Raw genomic sequence first — 14,673 nt, 5'->3', positions numbered from 1 at the left:
ACAACTTGGAGCCTAAAGCCTCTAAAGCCGTAGACAATGAAAGTGCAGAGACTGATCTTGATACCCAAGATCAGTCCATCACCAATCAGCGCGGCCAGACAAAGCATAAAACCAAGTTGCCTAAGCGACTTGCTGCTTTATGTCTGTTCTTCGCTGTCGCTTCTATCAGTGGCATCATTGCCAAGCAAGGCGTACTGTTCTGTATACTGACCTTGCTAATGGTTGTTGCCATACTCGGGCGTCAAAGATCAGCCATGTATATGTTGCAAGGCTATACGGTGATACAACTCGGTTTGATCAGTATGCTTCCGATTATATTATATGATCCCGATAACTTAGTGGTCGGTAATCCATCACTGTTTAAGCTCGGTGGATTCGAAGGAAAAGTACCTGACTACTTTATTTTCGCCATATTGATCTTATTGTCTATATTGCAGGTATGGATAGCGTTCACACCTAAAGTTAAAGCTTATTTTAACAGTAAGATAAACTTGAACATCATGAATTAGCTAGCAGAACGCAAGACACAAACACCACATCTCCCATCCATGGGATGTGGCATAAGTGTTCAAGACACAAAAAAGCCAGCTAATGCTGGCTTTTTTATTGAAAATGTTCAACTAACTGTGAGTGTACTAAACAGAGAAGCTCGCGCCGCAACCACAGGTTGTTGTTGCATTTGGGTTTTTCACGAAAAAGCGAGAACCCTCAAGACCTGAAGTGTAATCCACTTCACCGCCCACTAAGTACTGCAAACTCATCGGGTCAACGACAAGTTGTACACCTTGTTTTTCAACCGTAAAGTCACCTTCATTGACTTTCTCATCGAAGGTAAACCCATACTGAAAACCAGAACAACCACCACCGGTAACGTATACCCGAAGCTTCAACGCATCATTTTCTTCTTCGTCGAGTAAGGTTTTAACCTTTGACGCTGCCGCATCCGTAAATTGGATTGGCAATTCATCTTGTTCCGTTGCTTGTTCAGCTATTTCTTCAGACATTAGTACCTCTTACATCGATTACCTGAGCGGGATTATCCAATACCTGACTATTTTGTTCAAGTATTATACTTATATCATTTTTACTTCTGTGACTCACTCACAGAGCTACCTAAAAGGTCATCTTTCACTAGGTTAGCGTCAACACCACTTTTACCCAATGCGTTTTCCTCTAGAATAACATCAGAAACCAAGCCAATATCAGCTCCAACTTCTGTCTTATTTAGTGTTTTATTGAGCGCCTCTTTTACAGCCAACTCCTCAGCTAATTGCCCCTCACGAGTATACTCAGGTAACAACTGCTCCACACTGTATTCGACTTCGGCCTCAGACCCTTTAGTCCAGCGACTCGACGGTACCTTAACTTTAGCCCTAACACGGGATAACTCAAAGCCTTCTGGCAAGGTAATTTCAGCGTCTAAAATCTGAAAGTATCTAAAATTGAAATCGAACACCTCTTTACTGTCCATGAGTGTGGCGACATCTAGCTCAACCACCTTACCCTGCTGAACACCAACTAAAGTGATTGATGACTTGCCTTTGAGGGACTGTTTGCGTTTTTGCAGCTGAGTTAAAATAAGCTGGAGTCGATATTGCCTCGGTAGCAGACTCGGCGTGAACTCAACCGCTTCAATAGACACGCCATCGGCATTATTTTCTGGCGCCATAATGCTGCGATAAAATCTAAGTTCCCTCTCTAACTCACGCTGCTTATGGTGTTGCTCAGCGAACATTTGCTGCATTTGTTCACTGCTTTCTCGCTCTAACACCAGTTCCAAATTCCTTGATGCCAGAATTTGAGCTTGAGCATTGAGCTCTTTAGCCCATTTATCAACCTCTTCTGTGTTACTCTGTTTTTTTGGTTGATTTTGATCGAACCAAAGGCTCATACTCAAGCCACCAATGGCGAATGCCACGAGTACTAAGAGTAAAAGGTACACACTCGATGGTCTGATCTTGCGTTCAATCACTTGCATACGATCGACCCAACGATGATAATTTGGCATTAACTAACAACCTCTTCTCTAAATGGTTTTAATGACTTATTTTAACTTTTGTTTCACTAAACATGGTGACGACAAAGGATAATCTGGAAGGCGCTTTTGCTGTATCGACTCAAAAAAATCCGTGTTCAATGGCAGAAGTACCTAAACGCTGATCTTAAAGATATCTTATCTCAGGCAAAGGTCAGTCTACAGTTGTCACTGCTCGCCTTAGTATTTGCACTGATGGCATCAGCTGTGATCATACTGTTTCGCTTATTGCTTCAGTGGATCAATACCTATACTCAAACCAGCGAGTTGGATTTTACTGAGGTAATCGACGACTGGCGAGTCTTATTACCGCTTATCGGCTCAGTTTTAATTTGGATTGTCGCTCGAATGACCTCAAAACGCTATAAACGTATGGGGATCGCCTATGTATTACATAGGGTTAAATTACATTATGGTAAACTTCCACTGCAAACAGCCCCAAGTCAGTTTTTTCAGGCTCTATTCGCGCTATCCGCCAACTTCTCCGTTGGATTAGAGGGACCCGTTATTCATCTGGGAGCCGTCACAGCCAGTGTCATGGCTGAAAAATTTAAGTTACCCGATAATAGCGTGCGCATTATTTGCTCCAGTGGGATTGCAGCTGGGATCGCCGCCACTTTCAATACTCCTCTCGCTGCGGTTATTTTCGTATTCGAAGTGATTTTACGGGAATACAAAGCGCATTATTTTCTCCCTATTATCATTGCAGCTATTTGTGGCACCGTATCTTCACAGCTTGTCTTCGGAAACGTTCACGAATACGAGCAGATTGGCATCATCGATATCCCACTATCCCAGTATCCCATTTTGGCAATCTGTGGTGTAATTTTAGGTTGTGTAGCCGCCCTATTTAATGCCTCTTTATTAAAAGTTACTGCAACAGGTCAACACTGGCCGCTTATCTATCGCTTGCTACTTGCAGGGGTTATCACCACCATTGTCGGTTTACTTATTCCAGAAGCATTGGGCAGTGGCCAACTCACCATCACACAAGCTATCCATGAACACCCCAGCATAGTATTTTTAATCGCGCTGTTAGTCTGCAAAATGATTGCGACGATTGCCGCAATAGGGCTAGCTGTTCCAGGGGGAATGATAGGTCCGTTGTATGGGATTGGGGCCCTCGTCGGTGCCATATTAGCCCTTGCCAGTGCCGTCTTCTTTCCCTCTATCACCCCTTATATTGGTTTCTATACCATCATTGGGATGATCACCGTGATGGGGGTTTGCCTAAGCGCGCCATTAGCCGCACTCGTAGCCTTACTTGAGATGACCAATAACCCCTCTATTATACTGCCAGCGATGTTTGTCAGCATTCCCGCCTTTCTTGTTGCTAATAAAGCCTTTAATACAACCTCTTTGCTCTTAAGGCAGCTAGATATTATGGGACTAGGCTACAAAGTCTCAGCCGTTAAGTTGGCACTGCAAAAAATCGGTGTCCGCGCCTTAATGGATAAACGTATGGTTATCGTCACCGATAACAACGAGCTATTACTTGAGGTGCTTAAACGTGCAGAAGGCCGCTCAGTACTCGTTCGTAACGGACTTGGCATGATGGAGATGTTACAGCTAGAGATGCAACTTTCAGATAAAGACAGTTCGCTCACCCGCCATCCCATTAAAGGCCTTCCAGATACTGCCACACTCAATGAGGCCTATGATATTCTCTCCCCTAAACGACGAGGTGAGGTCTATATCTATCAGGAACATAGAGATAACGTTGTGGGTGTTGTAAGCTGGGCTGCGCTACAAAAAGAGATACGTTCAGGGCAAGATTAGGGAATTGAATGGAGTTATATCAATTAATTTTAATCGCTTTTCTCAGTGAATGACTTGAAGTGAAGTGATACTCGCGCCCCACCTAAAATAGTAGAGTGCCCAATACACAAAGGCGAGCCCATCCATTGCCCAATTCGATTCACAATGGCAAGCCCCATACCGTGGCCCGCATTGCCACGACTGTGTTGACCTCGAACAAAGGGTTTTATCACCTGCATGGCTTCTTCGTCATCAATACCTTTACCGTCATCCTCAACATGAACCCATAACCCAGCCTCATCAACTATCACCATTAAGAAGATACGCGATCGGCTAAACCGAACGGCATTACTGAGTAGATTATTCACCTGCATCGACAAGTATTTGGGGTCAGTGTAAATCACAACAGGCTTGGTAAACCCAATAAAGTCAATCTGACGCTCAGGGTGAACACAATGTTTCACAATATCTCGTAGCCAACTATTGAGCTCAATGGGTTGTAAATCCGGCTGAATATTTGCCTGCTCCAAATGTGCATAGCTGAGCAAAGTAACCACCAGATCCTCCATGGTATCCAGATCCCGATTAATGCGTTGAAAGTACTTAACTCGCAACTGCTCATTCTGAGTTTCTTCCAAAGCCTCGATTCCGAACCTCAGTCTTGCTATCGGCGTTTTAAGGTCATGAGATACAGCACTGCTCAGTAACTTGTTGTCATCAAGTAACTCCTGAATGCAATCTGCCATACGATTAAATTGTATTTCAATTGAGCTTATGTAGGAAGTTTTACTGACTTTGATCCGCTGCCCTAACTCTCCCATCCCAAAGGCCTCTGTGACCTTACTCAAGTTGACTAACTGCCGTATTAAGGGGGATATCCATAGCAGCAGAATCATAACAACCCCAACATAAAAGATAATGGTATAGAGCTCATTAAGCGTAAACATAACCTCTGGTGGTGTTAGCAAATTGGTGCTGATGTTCAGTATTTTCCCCGTATTGGGTAGGCGGTAGTGCAGCGAAATGCCTTCGTTAGATTCAAGTAACAAAGGCGCTCCTGTATCAAACTGCAACTGCAGTGATCGTGGAAGACCGAACTCAGCCGAGGACACCAACGATAGCTGTTCGGTATTGTGCTTATTCCAGTTGCGGATAAAAGAGTCGCTGAGACCGGTTTCACTATCAAAACTAATGGCTAGCGTGCTGCCAACAAGTTTTAATGCCGCTATTCGACTGTTGACGTTAGCAGTTGCTGTATCTTGATTTTGCAGAGCCGCAAACTCGCTAATTGACCAACCTAAACCAGCGATAGTAGCCAGTACCACCAGCACTAGCGAACTCATTAACATTCTCATGATTCTAACGTATTATCGTCACGGCAAAACAGATAACCCTTGCCGCGAATAGTGCGCACTTTAAAGGGTTGCTTGGGGGCTTTGTTTAACTTATTACGTAACCGTGAAATACGATTATCGATTGAGCGATCTAAACCATCGTATTCAATACCACGCAATTGATAAGTAAGATCAATACGACTCACTATGGTGCCCGCTTTCAGCGCTAACAGCCACAATACATCAAACTCATTGGCGTTTAAATTCACTGGTTGCTGATCGATAGTGACAGATTGTGCGGTCGCATTTAGCACTAGCGAATCAAACACCAGTTGCAACTTAGGCTCTTCGTCACTGGCGCGGCGCAATAATGCTTTAATACGGGCTAGTAGCACCTGAGGGCGTATCGGTTTAGTCAGGTAATCGTCCGCTCCTAGCTCTAGCCCTTTTACGTTTGGGAAAAGGGACTTTGTCGGCCAAATTTCAGCACGACGTGACAGGCGTTTATAATGGCTATCAAGCAGGTGTGACCTATTACCATCCTATGAATCTTGGCTTTGCCGATTTTGTGCCCTTCGTCGGCGCAAGCTACTTGGGTAGCGACTACGTGAACTATTACACTGGTGTATTAACTTCAGAAGCAACGACTAAACGCCCTGCACATAAAGGCAGTAGCACCTTCGTCTATAAAGCAGGTTATTCACTGGTGGTGCCATTATCAGAGCATCTCGATCTGACTCAGTCAACTGGCTACTCTCGTTTAGGGTCTAGCATTGCTGATTCACCGCTAATTGAAAGCAAAAACCAGTGGGTGTCTAGCCTTGGACTCACTTACAGCTTCTAACCATACTTGAATATAATCCATCCTCAAGAATGAGAGGATTTCATATCCATTAATGCAAACAGCCACTGAATTTCAGTGGCTGTTTTTTTTGGGAATATCAATAGACGATAAATTCTACAGAATATAACCACTCTCTTCATGTTCAGATTGATCTAAGCCTGTGATCTCTTGCTCTGTACTGACTCTTAATCCATTGAGCAGTTTGCCGATAATAATAAACAACACCCAAGAAACAACTGCGGTATAGGCAAAAGTGGCGATAACACCAATAAATTGTACTCCGAGTTGATCTAGCATGGTCTCATTACCCTCAGCAAAGCCATAACCGCTAAACACACCAAGTTGTGTTGAACTAAAGACACCTGCCAATAACGTTCCCAGAATACCGCCAACACCGTGCACGGGAAACACATCTAATGAGTCATCGATTTTCAATTTTTGTTTGATATAAACCGTAGAGTAAAAACAGACAATGCCGCCTAAGAGACCAATCACAAGTGCGCCACCAGGCCCTACATACCCTGATGCTGGCGTAATCGTACCAAGCCCAGCAACCATGCCAGTCACAATTCCCAAGGCACTAGGTTTACCAAACTTAATCCACTCTATTGCAGCCCAGGTCATCGCTCCCATTGATGCCGCTAGATGCGTCACCAAAATGGCCATCGCCGCACTACCGTTAGCCCCTAAGGCACTGCCACCGTTAAAGCCAAACCAGCCAACCCATAACATGCCAGCCCCCATTAAGGTCATCGTCAAGTTATGAGGCAAAATAGCTGAATTCAAAAAGCCTTTACGTGGACCAAGTACTTTTGCAGCAACTAGTGCTGCCACACCGGCGGTGATGTGCACCACGGTACCACCAGCAAAATCATATAAGCCTAACTCGGCTAACCAGCCTCCGCCCCAAACCCAGTGAGTTATTGGAGCGTAAACCAATAATAACCATGCACCCGAAAACAACATTACGGCAGAGAACTTCATTCGCTCTGCAAAGCCACCGATAATCAACGCGGGCGTAATAATCGCAAAGGTCATCTGAAACAACATAAATAGCGGTTCAGGAATATCACCAACCAGATCATCTCTGCCAACGCCTGCCAGCATCACTTTATCCAAGCCACCGATAAAGCCGTTACCGCTATCAAACGCCAATGAGTAACCCAACACAAACCAGAGCACAGATGCGAGACCTGCAATTGAGAAACATTGCATAAGAATCGAGAGCACATTTTTACTGCGAACTAACCCGCCATAAAACAGGGCTAAACCCGGTAACGTCATTAACAAGACCAACGCTGATGCACTTAGTACCCAAGCAGTATTCGCACCATTAAACCCACTTTCTTCAGCCAAAACAGGTAAAGATAACAGGCTAAAACTAATCAAAAAACACCCTTTAATCCATTTCATCTAAATTGCCTCATCACCTTCTTCTGACGTTCTAATGCGGACAACTTGCTCAAGTGGTGAGACAAATATTTTTCCGTCACCAATTTTCCCGGTATTGGCGGCCGCTATAATCGCTTCTATCACTTCATCTTCATGGCCACTGCTAATTGCAATTTCCAGTTTGATTTTCGGCAGGAAATCGACAGAATATTCAGCACCTCGATAAAGTTCGGCGTGTCCTTTCTGACGTCCAAAACCTTTAACTTCAGTGACCGTTAAACCTTGAACTCCCAATGTAGACAGCGCCTCACGGACATCATCTAACTTAAAAGGTTTTATGATTGCGGTGATCAGTTTCAATGCCATCTCCCGTTATACAAATAGTAAATATAAGTAACGGTAAAGCAGGAATTAGGCCATTAACGAAAAATCTATATTTTCAAAGCATTAACATAACAATGAGTTTTACCTGGCCATTAAAGCGCATCAGACTGGTGCATCAAAAGTTGACATGCACGCTAATAGTGCACACTCCTGCACCTTTGCGACATAGAAGTGCAGCAAGATCTGGAATGGGAAATAGTAGAAGAGAACAAAAGAGAGAAAAAAGCCCGCCGTAGTGGCAGGCTTCTCTGATAAAACTTAGCTGTAGCTCAATGAATCGTTAACTTTGCAACTTCTTCGATTTAGCTCTTAAGTTCAACATCTCGACCGAGATAGAGAAACCAATCGCAAAATAGATATAAGCTTTAGGGATATGTAGACCAAAGCTTTCACCCACTAAAGTGAAGCCAATTAAAGTCAGAAAAGTTAATGCTAACATCTTCACCGTTGGGTGTTTCTCAACGAAATCACCCACTGATTTAGCTGCAAACATCATCACACCAACAGCTATCACTATCGCCAGTATCATCACCTCAACATCATCGGCCATGCCGACAGCGGTGATCACCGAGTCCAATGAAAACACGATATCTAAGATGGCGATTTGGAGTAAGGTAAACATAAAACCACTGCTTTTAACCTTCGGCGCTTCCTCACTCTCCCCTTCTAAGCAGGCATGGATTTCAGTGGTACTCTTGTAGATAAGGAAGAGTCCGCCAAACAGCAAGATGAGATCTCGCCCAGAAACAGCATGCTCCATCACACTAAAGAAAGGCGCAGTCAGTTTCATCACCCATGCGATAGAGATCAACAGTAAGATACGACTTAGCATCGCTAAGCCTAGTCCCAAAGTGCGGGCACGCTCTCTTTGATGTGCAGGCAGTCGGCTCACTAAGATGCTGATGAAGATAATATTATCGATACCTAAGACTATTTCTAGCAGGGTTAAGGTCAACAATGCCAACCAGGCATTGGGATCGAGTAGCAGTTCCATTTTAAATTCCAAAGATAAAGTATGCGCCACGTTCATTAAAGGTAATGAACATGGTTATAAGGGCTATCCGTTATGGTCAGGAAAACTCAGCGCACTTGCAGGAATACAAGCGTCATCATCAACAGGTAGGTTCACTACATAGAATGATTGAAGTTGAGTGTTCTAAATCTAGTGATAAACAATAAAAGGAAGATTGGTCAGGGTACTTTAAGCAAGCTTATATTAATTAATAATTAACAGAAGATGTAAGTTTATTAATGTTCCGCATAGTTGATAGGGGACAATAAATACCTGATGTATAGTGAGGCATAAGGGTTTATCTCAATCACTAGAAGTATGCTCAGCCTAACCAAACGGTTTGAGCACAATATCAGCCCTCTTTAGGAACACCAGTATGCTAGATTCATTTATCTCAGTACTCACCGCCCTGTGGCAGCAAGATTTTGCGCTGTTACAAAGCCCCGGCAGTGCAGCGATGATATACCTATGTGTTTTTTCACTTATCTGGCTTGAAAGTGCCCTTCTTCCTGCAGCACCACTGCCTTGTGATAGTGTCGTCATCCTGTCGGGAAGTTTAGCTGCAGCTGGCATTATAAGTCTGCCATTGGTCTTTCTGATTTTAGTTGTTGCTGCAGCAACCGGCAGTTGGGTCGCCTTCATACAGGGGCGATGGTTACATAAACTGCCAAAAATTCAGAAGTGGATAGATGCTGTACCTGAAAAACGCATGAAGACAGTGGATAGTTTACTCAACCGCCATGGGCTACTGGCGTTGTTTACCGCTCGTTTTATCCCTGTCGTTCGACCTTTACTACCATTGATGATGGGACTACATATTAAGAAAGTGGCTCATTTCCATTACTTTGCTTGGTTAAGTGCCGCTATTTGGAGTGCATTACTGCTTGGGTTCGGTTACTCACTCTCGTTTCTACCGGAGAAGATCGCTAAAGTCGTCACAATGGGACTGATGATTGCACCTTTTTTAACGTTAGGCATTGCCATCATTAGCCTCTTGACCAGCTTTTTTCTCAAAAGAAAACGAACAGTGAAACCGATTTCACCTTTACCGAATAAAACCATGCCTTCATAAAAAAAGCCGGAGCTAACCACTTCGGCTTTCTAGCTTTTATCTGCTAATGATTACGCTTCAATAGCAAAACGTTTCGCTTTATATTGCGGGTTCATTAGGTTCTCAATTGAGAATATCTCATCAAGCTCTTCCACTGAAAGTAAACCGCGCTCTAATACTACTTCTCGTACATTTTTCCCTGTTTCGGCACAAATCTTACCGATAATATCGCCCTCATGGTGGCCAATATACGGATTAAGGTAAGTGATAATACCGATTGAATTGAGCACAAAATCCTGACAAATCTGACGGTTTGCAGTGATCCCCTTAATACATTTATCGTTAAGGGTAAAACACGCATTTTCGAGCAGTGATAAAGATTCAAACAAACTTTGTCCGATCACTGGCTCCATGACATTTAACTGCAGTTGTCCCGCTTCAGCCGCCATTGTAATCGTAAGATCATTGCCACAAACTTTAAATGCTACCTGATTAACCACTTCCGGAATAACAGGATTCACCTTCGCTGGCATTATCGATGAACCCGCCTGCATTTGCGGTAAGTTAATCTCATTAAATCCACAACGAGGACCAGATGAGAGCAGACGAAGATCATTGCAGATCTTAGACAGCTTAATGGCGAAGCGTTTGAGGGCACTCGATAGCATCACATAAGCGCCACAATCTGATGTCGCCTCAATCAAGTCATCAGCAGGCACAAAAGCATGACCTGTGATCATTGCCAGTTTCTCAATCGCTAACTGGGAATAGCCCTGTGGCGTGTTAAGACCTGTACCAATTGCTGTCGCGCCTAAGTTGACCTCCAGCAATAACTCCTGACAACGTTTAACGCTCTTAATCTCCTCCTTTAACGTGACACCAAACGCGCGGAACTCTTGGCCTAATGTCATCGGCACAGCATCTTGCAGCTGAGTACGCCCCATTTTTAATACATCATCAAACTCTAACGATTTAACCATAAAGGTATCGATCAACTCAGTTAGTGCAGCTAACACTGAATTTGTACGCTCAAACAGCGCGACCCTAAACCCTGTCGGATAAGCATCATTGGTACTTTGAGACTTATTAACATGATCATTTGGGTTAATATGCTGATAGCTTCCCTTGTCATAACCCAACTGCGTTAAGGCGATATTGGCTATCACCTCATTGGTGTTCATGTTCACCGACGTGCCAGCTCCTCCCTGAAATGCATCTATCGGAAATTGATCATAGAAACCATCAGTAGAGAGTAAGGTATCGCACGCCGCAACAATCGCCTTGGCAATATCGCTAGAAATAGTCCCTAGTTCTCCGTTTGCCAGTGCCGCTGCTTTCTTGGTTTTCACCATGCCACGAACAAACTCACTGCAATCACCAATTTTTTCACTGCTAATGTTAAAGTTTTCCATCGCTCTAAGAGTATGAATACCGTAATACGCCTCTTTGGGGATCGATTTATCCCCCAGTAGATCCGTTTCTAAACGTGTTTCTTCGCTACGATTTGAGTACATTACCGTCATGGCTGAATTCACTTATTACTTGTGATAAATATGTAGATTGAATGACATAACAACCACATAAGACAAGATGTCTTTTGTTATTGATATTTATTTGTATTACATGATTAATATCATCGAAAATGGCTTTACAAACTTAGGGTAACATTGACGTTAAATGGCTTAAATACCTTTTAGAAAATACCTCTCTATTTATCTCGTTATTTATCTATGGAGGTGACATTAGGATGCCTTTCACTTGAATGTTCGTGAAAAATATCATCGAGGTACACAGCTAAATCTGCTTGAGCAAGCTCCGGTGGGATCACCACATCAAATACCCGAGTCCGCATGCCTCTGCCAGAATCAACAAAGAGCAGCCAACAATTCTGCTTACGCTCAACCAGCATGGTTTTACCAAACACATCAAATTTTAGCAGCATAAGTCTCACCTTCTTCTCTTGATATGACTCACCATAGATCGAACTATTTCGAGCGTTATTACCAAACAACCTCAGGGTCTCTTTACTCATTAAACCCTGTAAAAACAACAATAATAAGGCCATATCATCTAGCTTAACAAGATGACATCAGAATAAAAAACAATCAGCTCCAATTTAACGTTAACATATGTTTTTAAAGCATTTTCATTTTATTTTTAGAACTTTTTATAACTTTTTACACACCAAATATCAACTTTAAGGGTAACTTCACCAGCTATAGCAAAGCCTAGCTAAAAACATTGATCTAAATCAATTGCGGGTGGATTAAGCAAGTTTCGCTTACATGCAAATTAAGCGACATGGCTAAGATAAAAAGTGAAGGAAGGATATGAGTGTAAATAAGACTAAAAAAAGTCCTGCCATAAAGGGCGTCTGCCTCTCTATAGGCTTATCTCTGACAATGTTCAGTGGCATAAGCTCAGCGGCGACTGACCAAGATTTATTAAATATGTGCATGGCCTGCCATGGTAAAGATGGAAGCAGTGAGTTTACCTCGATCCCAAATCTAAAATGGCAAAATGCAGCTTATATGGTGCAACAGCTAGAACAATTTAAAAGTGGCCAACGCCAAGATAAAACAATGACTAAAGTCGCCAACCTTCTGACCACAGAGCAGATGAAAGCGATGGCTGATCACTTCAATAAAGGTAAGGAAGAGTAACAATGACTATCGACAGACGTAAATTTTTAAAAGGGGCAGTAGCCACTTCAGTCACAGCAATGCTACCGCTTAACTGGGCATTTGCTCAAAATCGTCCTGCAGGTATGGCAGCTCTCGATGTTTCTGCCGTGACTTGGTCAAAGGTTGAAGATCTTCCTGAACATTTTAAAGTGCTTAACTCGAGTCCGTTAAACGCATTCCCACCAGAACACCTACTTGCCCCAGTAAAAACACCTGCTGATGTCGCCTTTATTCGCTGGAATGGCCAAATGCCTGACTTTGAGAATATCGATCCTGACACTTGGGAGTTCACTGTCGACGGTGAGTCGATTGAAACACCAAAGACTTACACCATTGCCGAGCTCAAGAGCAAATTCAAAACTCATACTCAACAGTTAGTGCTTGAGTGTGGTGGTAACAGCCGTGAGAACTTCTACCCTAACGCAAAAGGAAACCAGTGGAGTAACACTGCTGTATTCTGTGCCGAATGGACTGGTGTATTAATTAAAGACGTACTGGCTGACTGTGGCGTGAAAAGCGATGCTGTTTATACCGCTCACTATGGCGCAGATAAGCATATCAGCGGTAAAGGTGCTGCCATCTCTCGCGGCGTACCGATTGATGCAGCCATGAATGAGAATGGCATGATTGCATGGGGCATGAACGGCGAAGCTATCCCTTACATGCACGGCTACCCACTGCGTATCGTCTTCGGTGGTCGTCCTGGCTCTGTGTCACAAAAATGTGCGACAGGTATGGGCGTACGTGATCGCGTACATGATGGTAAGAAAATGGGGGCTCCTGCGTACCAAGTGCCTAAAAACCCAGTAGCTCCAGGTGAAAAAGTCGACAACAAAGACTTTAAAGTCATTGAAGAGATGATTGTTAAGTCGCTTATTACTGCCCCACAAACTGGCGGTGAACTCACGTTAAGCAAATCACTTGAAGTCAGTGGTCATGCTTGGGCAGGCGTCCGTGACGTGGCTAAAGTTGAAGTGAGCTATGACTATGGCACCACTTGGCAAACCGCCTCTTTGACTAAACCTGTCAACCCAATGGCTTGGCAGCAGTGGAAGATAAACCTAAATCTGCCTCAAACGGGTTATTACGAAATTTGGGCTAAAGCAACCGATACAAAAGGCGATAGCCAGCCTATGGTTCAACCACAATGGAACCCGAAAGGCTACCTGTTCAACGGTTGCCATAGAGTTGCTGTAAGGGTCGTATAATGAAAAAACACCTTTATGCGTTTGCTTTGCTGCTTGGTACCAGTAGCTTCGGCGCAGCTGCAGCCGAGCAATATCCAGTAGATAAGGCCACAGGCCTCATCATGGCACCTGGCTGGGAAATAGTGAAAAACCAGTGTAATGCCTGTCACACCAGTTTGATTATTCCACAAAATGTGGGAAGCCGAGAAGTGTGGCGCGACACGATCCAATGGATGATCGACACTCAAGGTTTATGGGATCTGAATGAAACTTGGGATCCTGTTCTCGATTATCTGGAGACCTATTACAACGAGTCCGGCATCAATATGAAAATCTTTAGACGTAAGCCGTTGGAAGCTGCTCAGATGCCACCGCTTCCACAGCAAGGGGAGCAGGAATAATGACTTTACTGCATCAGTTAAGTATCAAAACATCACTGCTTGCCGCTGGCCTTCTACTCTCTAGCAGTTGCTTTGCCGCAGCAACACCAGTGAGTGCTGAAACAGAATTTAGTGATTCTCAGGCTGTATCCGGACTTAAACTAGGTCAAGATGTACTGTCACAGAAATTTGATCTTGCCCAAGGTGAAGCGTTAGCTAACACACGCTGTATCGCCTGCCACGGCAATGTCATGCTAGGCATAATGCCAACTTATCCTAGCTTAATGGGGCAAAAATCGGCCTACCTATTTAAACAGCTTATCCAGTTTAAACAGGGAAAACGCGCCAACCCGATCATGCAAGCACAAGCAGGCATGTTGTCAGAAGCTGAGATGAAAAATGTGGCGTATTACTATTCGCAACAAGCACCATTGAACTTAGCTAAGTAATCGAAAGCACTCATCTAAGACTGACAAAATCCGGCACTCTGTGCCGGATTTTCTATTTCAGGAACAGACACAAAACACGCTCCCCGACCAAATTAGATACTTGCCATAAAAGACGCACAAAATACTCTGCGGAGTTATTCCACTACACCGGAGATTCGAGTAT

The 14,673-nt window shown here is 43.7% G+C and carries 16 protein-coding genes and 1 pseudogene; 8 read left to right on the top strand and 9 right to left on the bottom strand.

Annotation, left to right across the window (positions count from 1 at the left end; translation table 11 throughout):
- Window positions 1-77: 77 nt before the first annotated feature.
- Window positions 78-509 (top strand): hypothetical protein, encoded by a 432-nt coding sequence (locus FN961_RS20470; RefSeq protein WP_144042041.1) that lies wholly within the window; start codon window positions 78-80, stop codon window positions 507-509.
- Window positions 510-635: 126 nt separating this feature from the next.
- Here the strand turns inward: FN961_RS20470 and erpA are convergent, their stop codons facing one another.
- Both erpA and FN961_RS20460 read right to left on the bottom strand, forming a co-directional pair.
- Complete coding sequence (gene erpA, locus FN961_RS20465; protein WP_144042021.1) at window positions 636-1,004, bottom strand: iron-sulfur cluster insertion protein ErpA; 369 nt, start codon at window positions 1,002-1,004, stop codon at window positions 636-638.
- Between the two features lie 80 nt (window positions 1,005-1,084).
- Window positions 1,085-2,008 (bottom strand): DUF6776 family protein, encoded by a 924-nt coding sequence (locus FN961_RS20460; protein WP_229814752.1) that lies wholly within the window; start codon window positions 2,006-2,008, stop codon window positions 1,085-1,087.
- 96 nt (window positions 2,009-2,104) lie between these two features.
- Here FN961_RS20460 and FN961_RS20455 point away from each other — a divergent pair, with 96 nt between their 5' ends.
- A complete protein-coding gene (locus FN961_RS20455; RefSeq protein WP_185972859.1) occupies window positions 2,105-3,814 on the top strand; it encodes a chloride channel protein in 1,710 nt (569 codons plus the stop codon).
- 29 nt (window positions 3,815-3,843) lie between these two features.
- Here the strand turns inward: FN961_RS20455 and FN961_RS20450 are convergent, their stop codons facing one another.
- Window positions 3,844-5,148 carry an ATP-binding protein gene (locus FN961_RS20450; RefSeq protein ID WP_144042019.1) on the bottom strand — a complete coding sequence of 435 codons (1,305 nt, stop codon included), beginning with the start codon at window positions 5,146-5,148 and terminating at the stop codon, window positions 3,844-3,846.
- A pseudogene (locus FN961_RS20445) lies at window positions 5,145-5,579 on the bottom strand (winged helix-turn-helix domain-containing protein); the annotation flags it as partial. The gene FN961_RS20450 and the pseudogene FN961_RS20445, both read right to left, overlap by 4 nt.
- A 17-nt stretch (window positions 5,580-5,596) precedes the next feature.
- Here FN961_RS20445 and FN961_RS20440 point away from each other — a divergent pair.
- Complete coding sequence (locus FN961_RS20440) at window positions 5,597-5,971, top strand: MipA/OmpV family protein (RefSeq protein ID WP_229814754.1); 375 nt, start codon at window positions 5,597-5,599, stop codon at window positions 5,969-5,971.
- A 114-nt stretch (window positions 5,972-6,085) separates the two neighbouring features.
- On the opposite strand, the gene FN961_RS20435 is transcribed toward FN961_RS20440, so the two are convergent.
- From FN961_RS20435 to FN961_RS20425, 3 genes are all read right to left on the bottom strand, one after another.
- Window positions 6,086-7,384 (bottom strand): ammonium transporter, encoded by a 1,299-nt coding sequence (locus FN961_RS20435; RefSeq protein ID WP_144042017.1) that lies wholly within the window; start codon window positions 7,382-7,384, stop codon window positions 6,086-6,088.
- Window positions 7,385-7,723 (bottom strand): P-II family nitrogen regulator, encoded by a 339-nt coding sequence (gene glnK, locus FN961_RS20430; RefSeq protein ID WP_144042016.1) that lies wholly within the window; start codon window positions 7,721-7,723, stop codon window positions 7,385-7,387.
- A 304-nt stretch (window positions 7,724-8,027) separates the two neighbouring features.
- On the bottom strand, window positions 8,028-8,741 hold the full coding sequence (locus tag FN961_RS20425; protein WP_144042015.1) for a TerC family protein: 714 nt from the start codon (window positions 8,739-8,741) through the stop codon (window positions 8,028-8,030).
- Between the two features lie 394 nt (window positions 8,742-9,135).
- On the opposite strand from FN961_RS20425, the gene FN961_RS20420 reads away from it, so the two are divergent.
- Window positions 9,136-9,831 carry a DedA family protein gene (locus tag FN961_RS20420; protein ID WP_144042014.1) on the top strand — a complete coding sequence of 232 codons (696 nt, stop codon included), beginning with the start codon at window positions 9,136-9,138 and terminating at the stop codon, window positions 9,829-9,831.
- 50 nt (window positions 9,832-9,881) lie between these two features.
- Here FN961_RS20420 and aspA read toward each other — a convergent pair whose 3' ends face one another.
- Window positions 9,882-11,333, bottom strand: coding sequence for an aspartate ammonia-lyase (gene aspA, locus FN961_RS20415; protein ID WP_144042013.1), 1,452 nt, complete (start codon window positions 11,331-11,333; stop codon window positions 9,882-9,884).
- A 197-nt stretch (window positions 11,334-11,530) separates the two neighbouring features.
- Window positions 11,531-11,752 (bottom strand): DUF7661 family protein, encoded by a 222-nt coding sequence (locus tag FN961_RS20410; protein WP_185972858.1) that lies wholly within the window; start codon window positions 11,750-11,752, stop codon window positions 11,531-11,533.
- A gap of 388 nt (window positions 11,753-12,140) precedes the next feature.
- Here FN961_RS20410 and FN961_RS20405 point away from each other — a divergent pair, with 388 nt between their 5' ends.
- Genes FN961_RS20405 through FN961_RS20390 form a run of 4 tightly spaced genes read left to right on the top strand, consistent with a single transcriptional unit; the run spans window position 12,141 to window position 14,510 of the window.
- Window positions 12,141-12,473 carry a c-type cytochrome gene (locus tag FN961_RS20405; RefSeq protein ID WP_221936139.1) on the top strand — a complete coding sequence of 111 codons (333 nt, stop codon included), beginning with the start codon at window positions 12,141-12,143 and terminating at the stop codon, window positions 12,471-12,473.
- Window positions 12,474-12,475: 2 nt separating this feature from the next.
- On the top strand, window positions 12,476-13,702 hold the full coding sequence (locus FN961_RS20400) for a sulfite oxidase (RefSeq protein WP_144042012.1): 1,227 nt from the start codon (window positions 12,476-12,478) through the stop codon (window positions 13,700-13,702).
- Window positions 13,702-14,082, top strand: coding sequence for a cytochrome C (locus tag FN961_RS20395; RefSeq protein WP_144042011.1), 381 nt, complete (start codon window positions 13,702-13,704; stop codon window positions 14,080-14,082). The genes FN961_RS20400 and FN961_RS20395 overlap by 1 nt, the downstream gene beginning before the upstream one ends.
- Entirely contained in the window at window positions 14,082-14,510 is a 429-nt protein-coding gene (locus FN961_RS20390) for a c-type cytochrome (RefSeq protein ID WP_144042010.1), read from the top strand. The genes FN961_RS20395 and FN961_RS20390 overlap by 1 nt, the downstream gene beginning before the upstream one ends.
- Window positions 14,511-14,673: the final 163 nt, after the last annotated feature.

Source organism: Shewanella hanedai, assembly GCF_007197645.1.
GTDB lineage: Bacteria > Pseudomonadota > Gammaproteobacteria > Enterobacterales > Shewanellaceae > Shewanella > Shewanella hanedai.
Note: the sequence above shows the minus strand (reverse complement) of the source record. Positions and strands in the feature narration are given on the sequence as shown.

Excerpts from the sequence above, each read along its gene's own strand:
- erpA (WP_144042021.1), bottom strand. The coding sequence starts at position 1,004 with ATGTCTGAAGAAATAGCTGAACAAGCAACGGAACAAGATGAATTGCCA.
- FN961_RS20460 (WP_229814752.1), bottom strand. The coding sequence starts at position 2,008 with ATGCCAAATTATCATCGTTGGGTCGATCGTATGCAAGTGATTGAACGC.
- FN961_RS20450 (WP_144042019.1), bottom strand. The coding sequence starts at position 5,148 with ATGAGAATGTTAATGAGTTCGCTAGTGCTGGTGGTACTGGCTACTATC.
- FN961_RS20435 (WP_144042017.1), bottom strand. The coding sequence starts at position 7,384 with ATGAAATGGATTAAAGGGTGTTTTTTGATTAGTTTTAGCCTGTTATCT.
- FN961_RS20425 (WP_144042015.1), bottom strand. The coding sequence starts at position 8,741 with ATGGAACTGCTACTCGATCCCAATGCCTGGTTGGCATTGTTGACCTTA.
- FN961_RS20420 (WP_144042014.1), top strand. The coding sequence starts at position 9,136 with ATGCTAGATTCATTTATCTCAGTACTCACCGCCCTGTGGCAGCAAGAT.
- aspA (WP_144042013.1), bottom strand. The coding sequence starts at position 11,333 with ATGACGGTAATGTACTCAAATCGTAGCGAAGAAACACGTTTAGAAACG.
- FN961_RS20410 (WP_185972858.1), bottom strand. The coding sequence starts at position 11,752 with ATGCTGCTAAAATTTGATGTGTTTGGTAAAACCATGCTGGTTGAGCGT.
- FN961_RS20405 (WP_221936139.1), top strand. The coding sequence starts at position 12,141 with ATGAGTGTAAATAAGACTAAAAAAAGTCCTGCCATAAAGGGCGTCTGC.
- FN961_RS20400 (WP_144042012.1), top strand. The coding sequence starts at position 12,476 with ATGACTATCGACAGACGTAAATTTTTAAAAGGGGCAGTAGCCACTTCA.
- FN961_RS20395 (WP_144042011.1), top strand. The coding sequence starts at position 13,702 with ATGAAAAAACACCTTTATGCGTTTGCTTTGCTGCTTGGTACCAGTAGC.
- FN961_RS20390 (WP_144042010.1), top strand. The coding sequence starts at position 14,082 with ATGACTTTACTGCATCAGTTAAGTATCAAAACATCACTGCTTGCCGCT.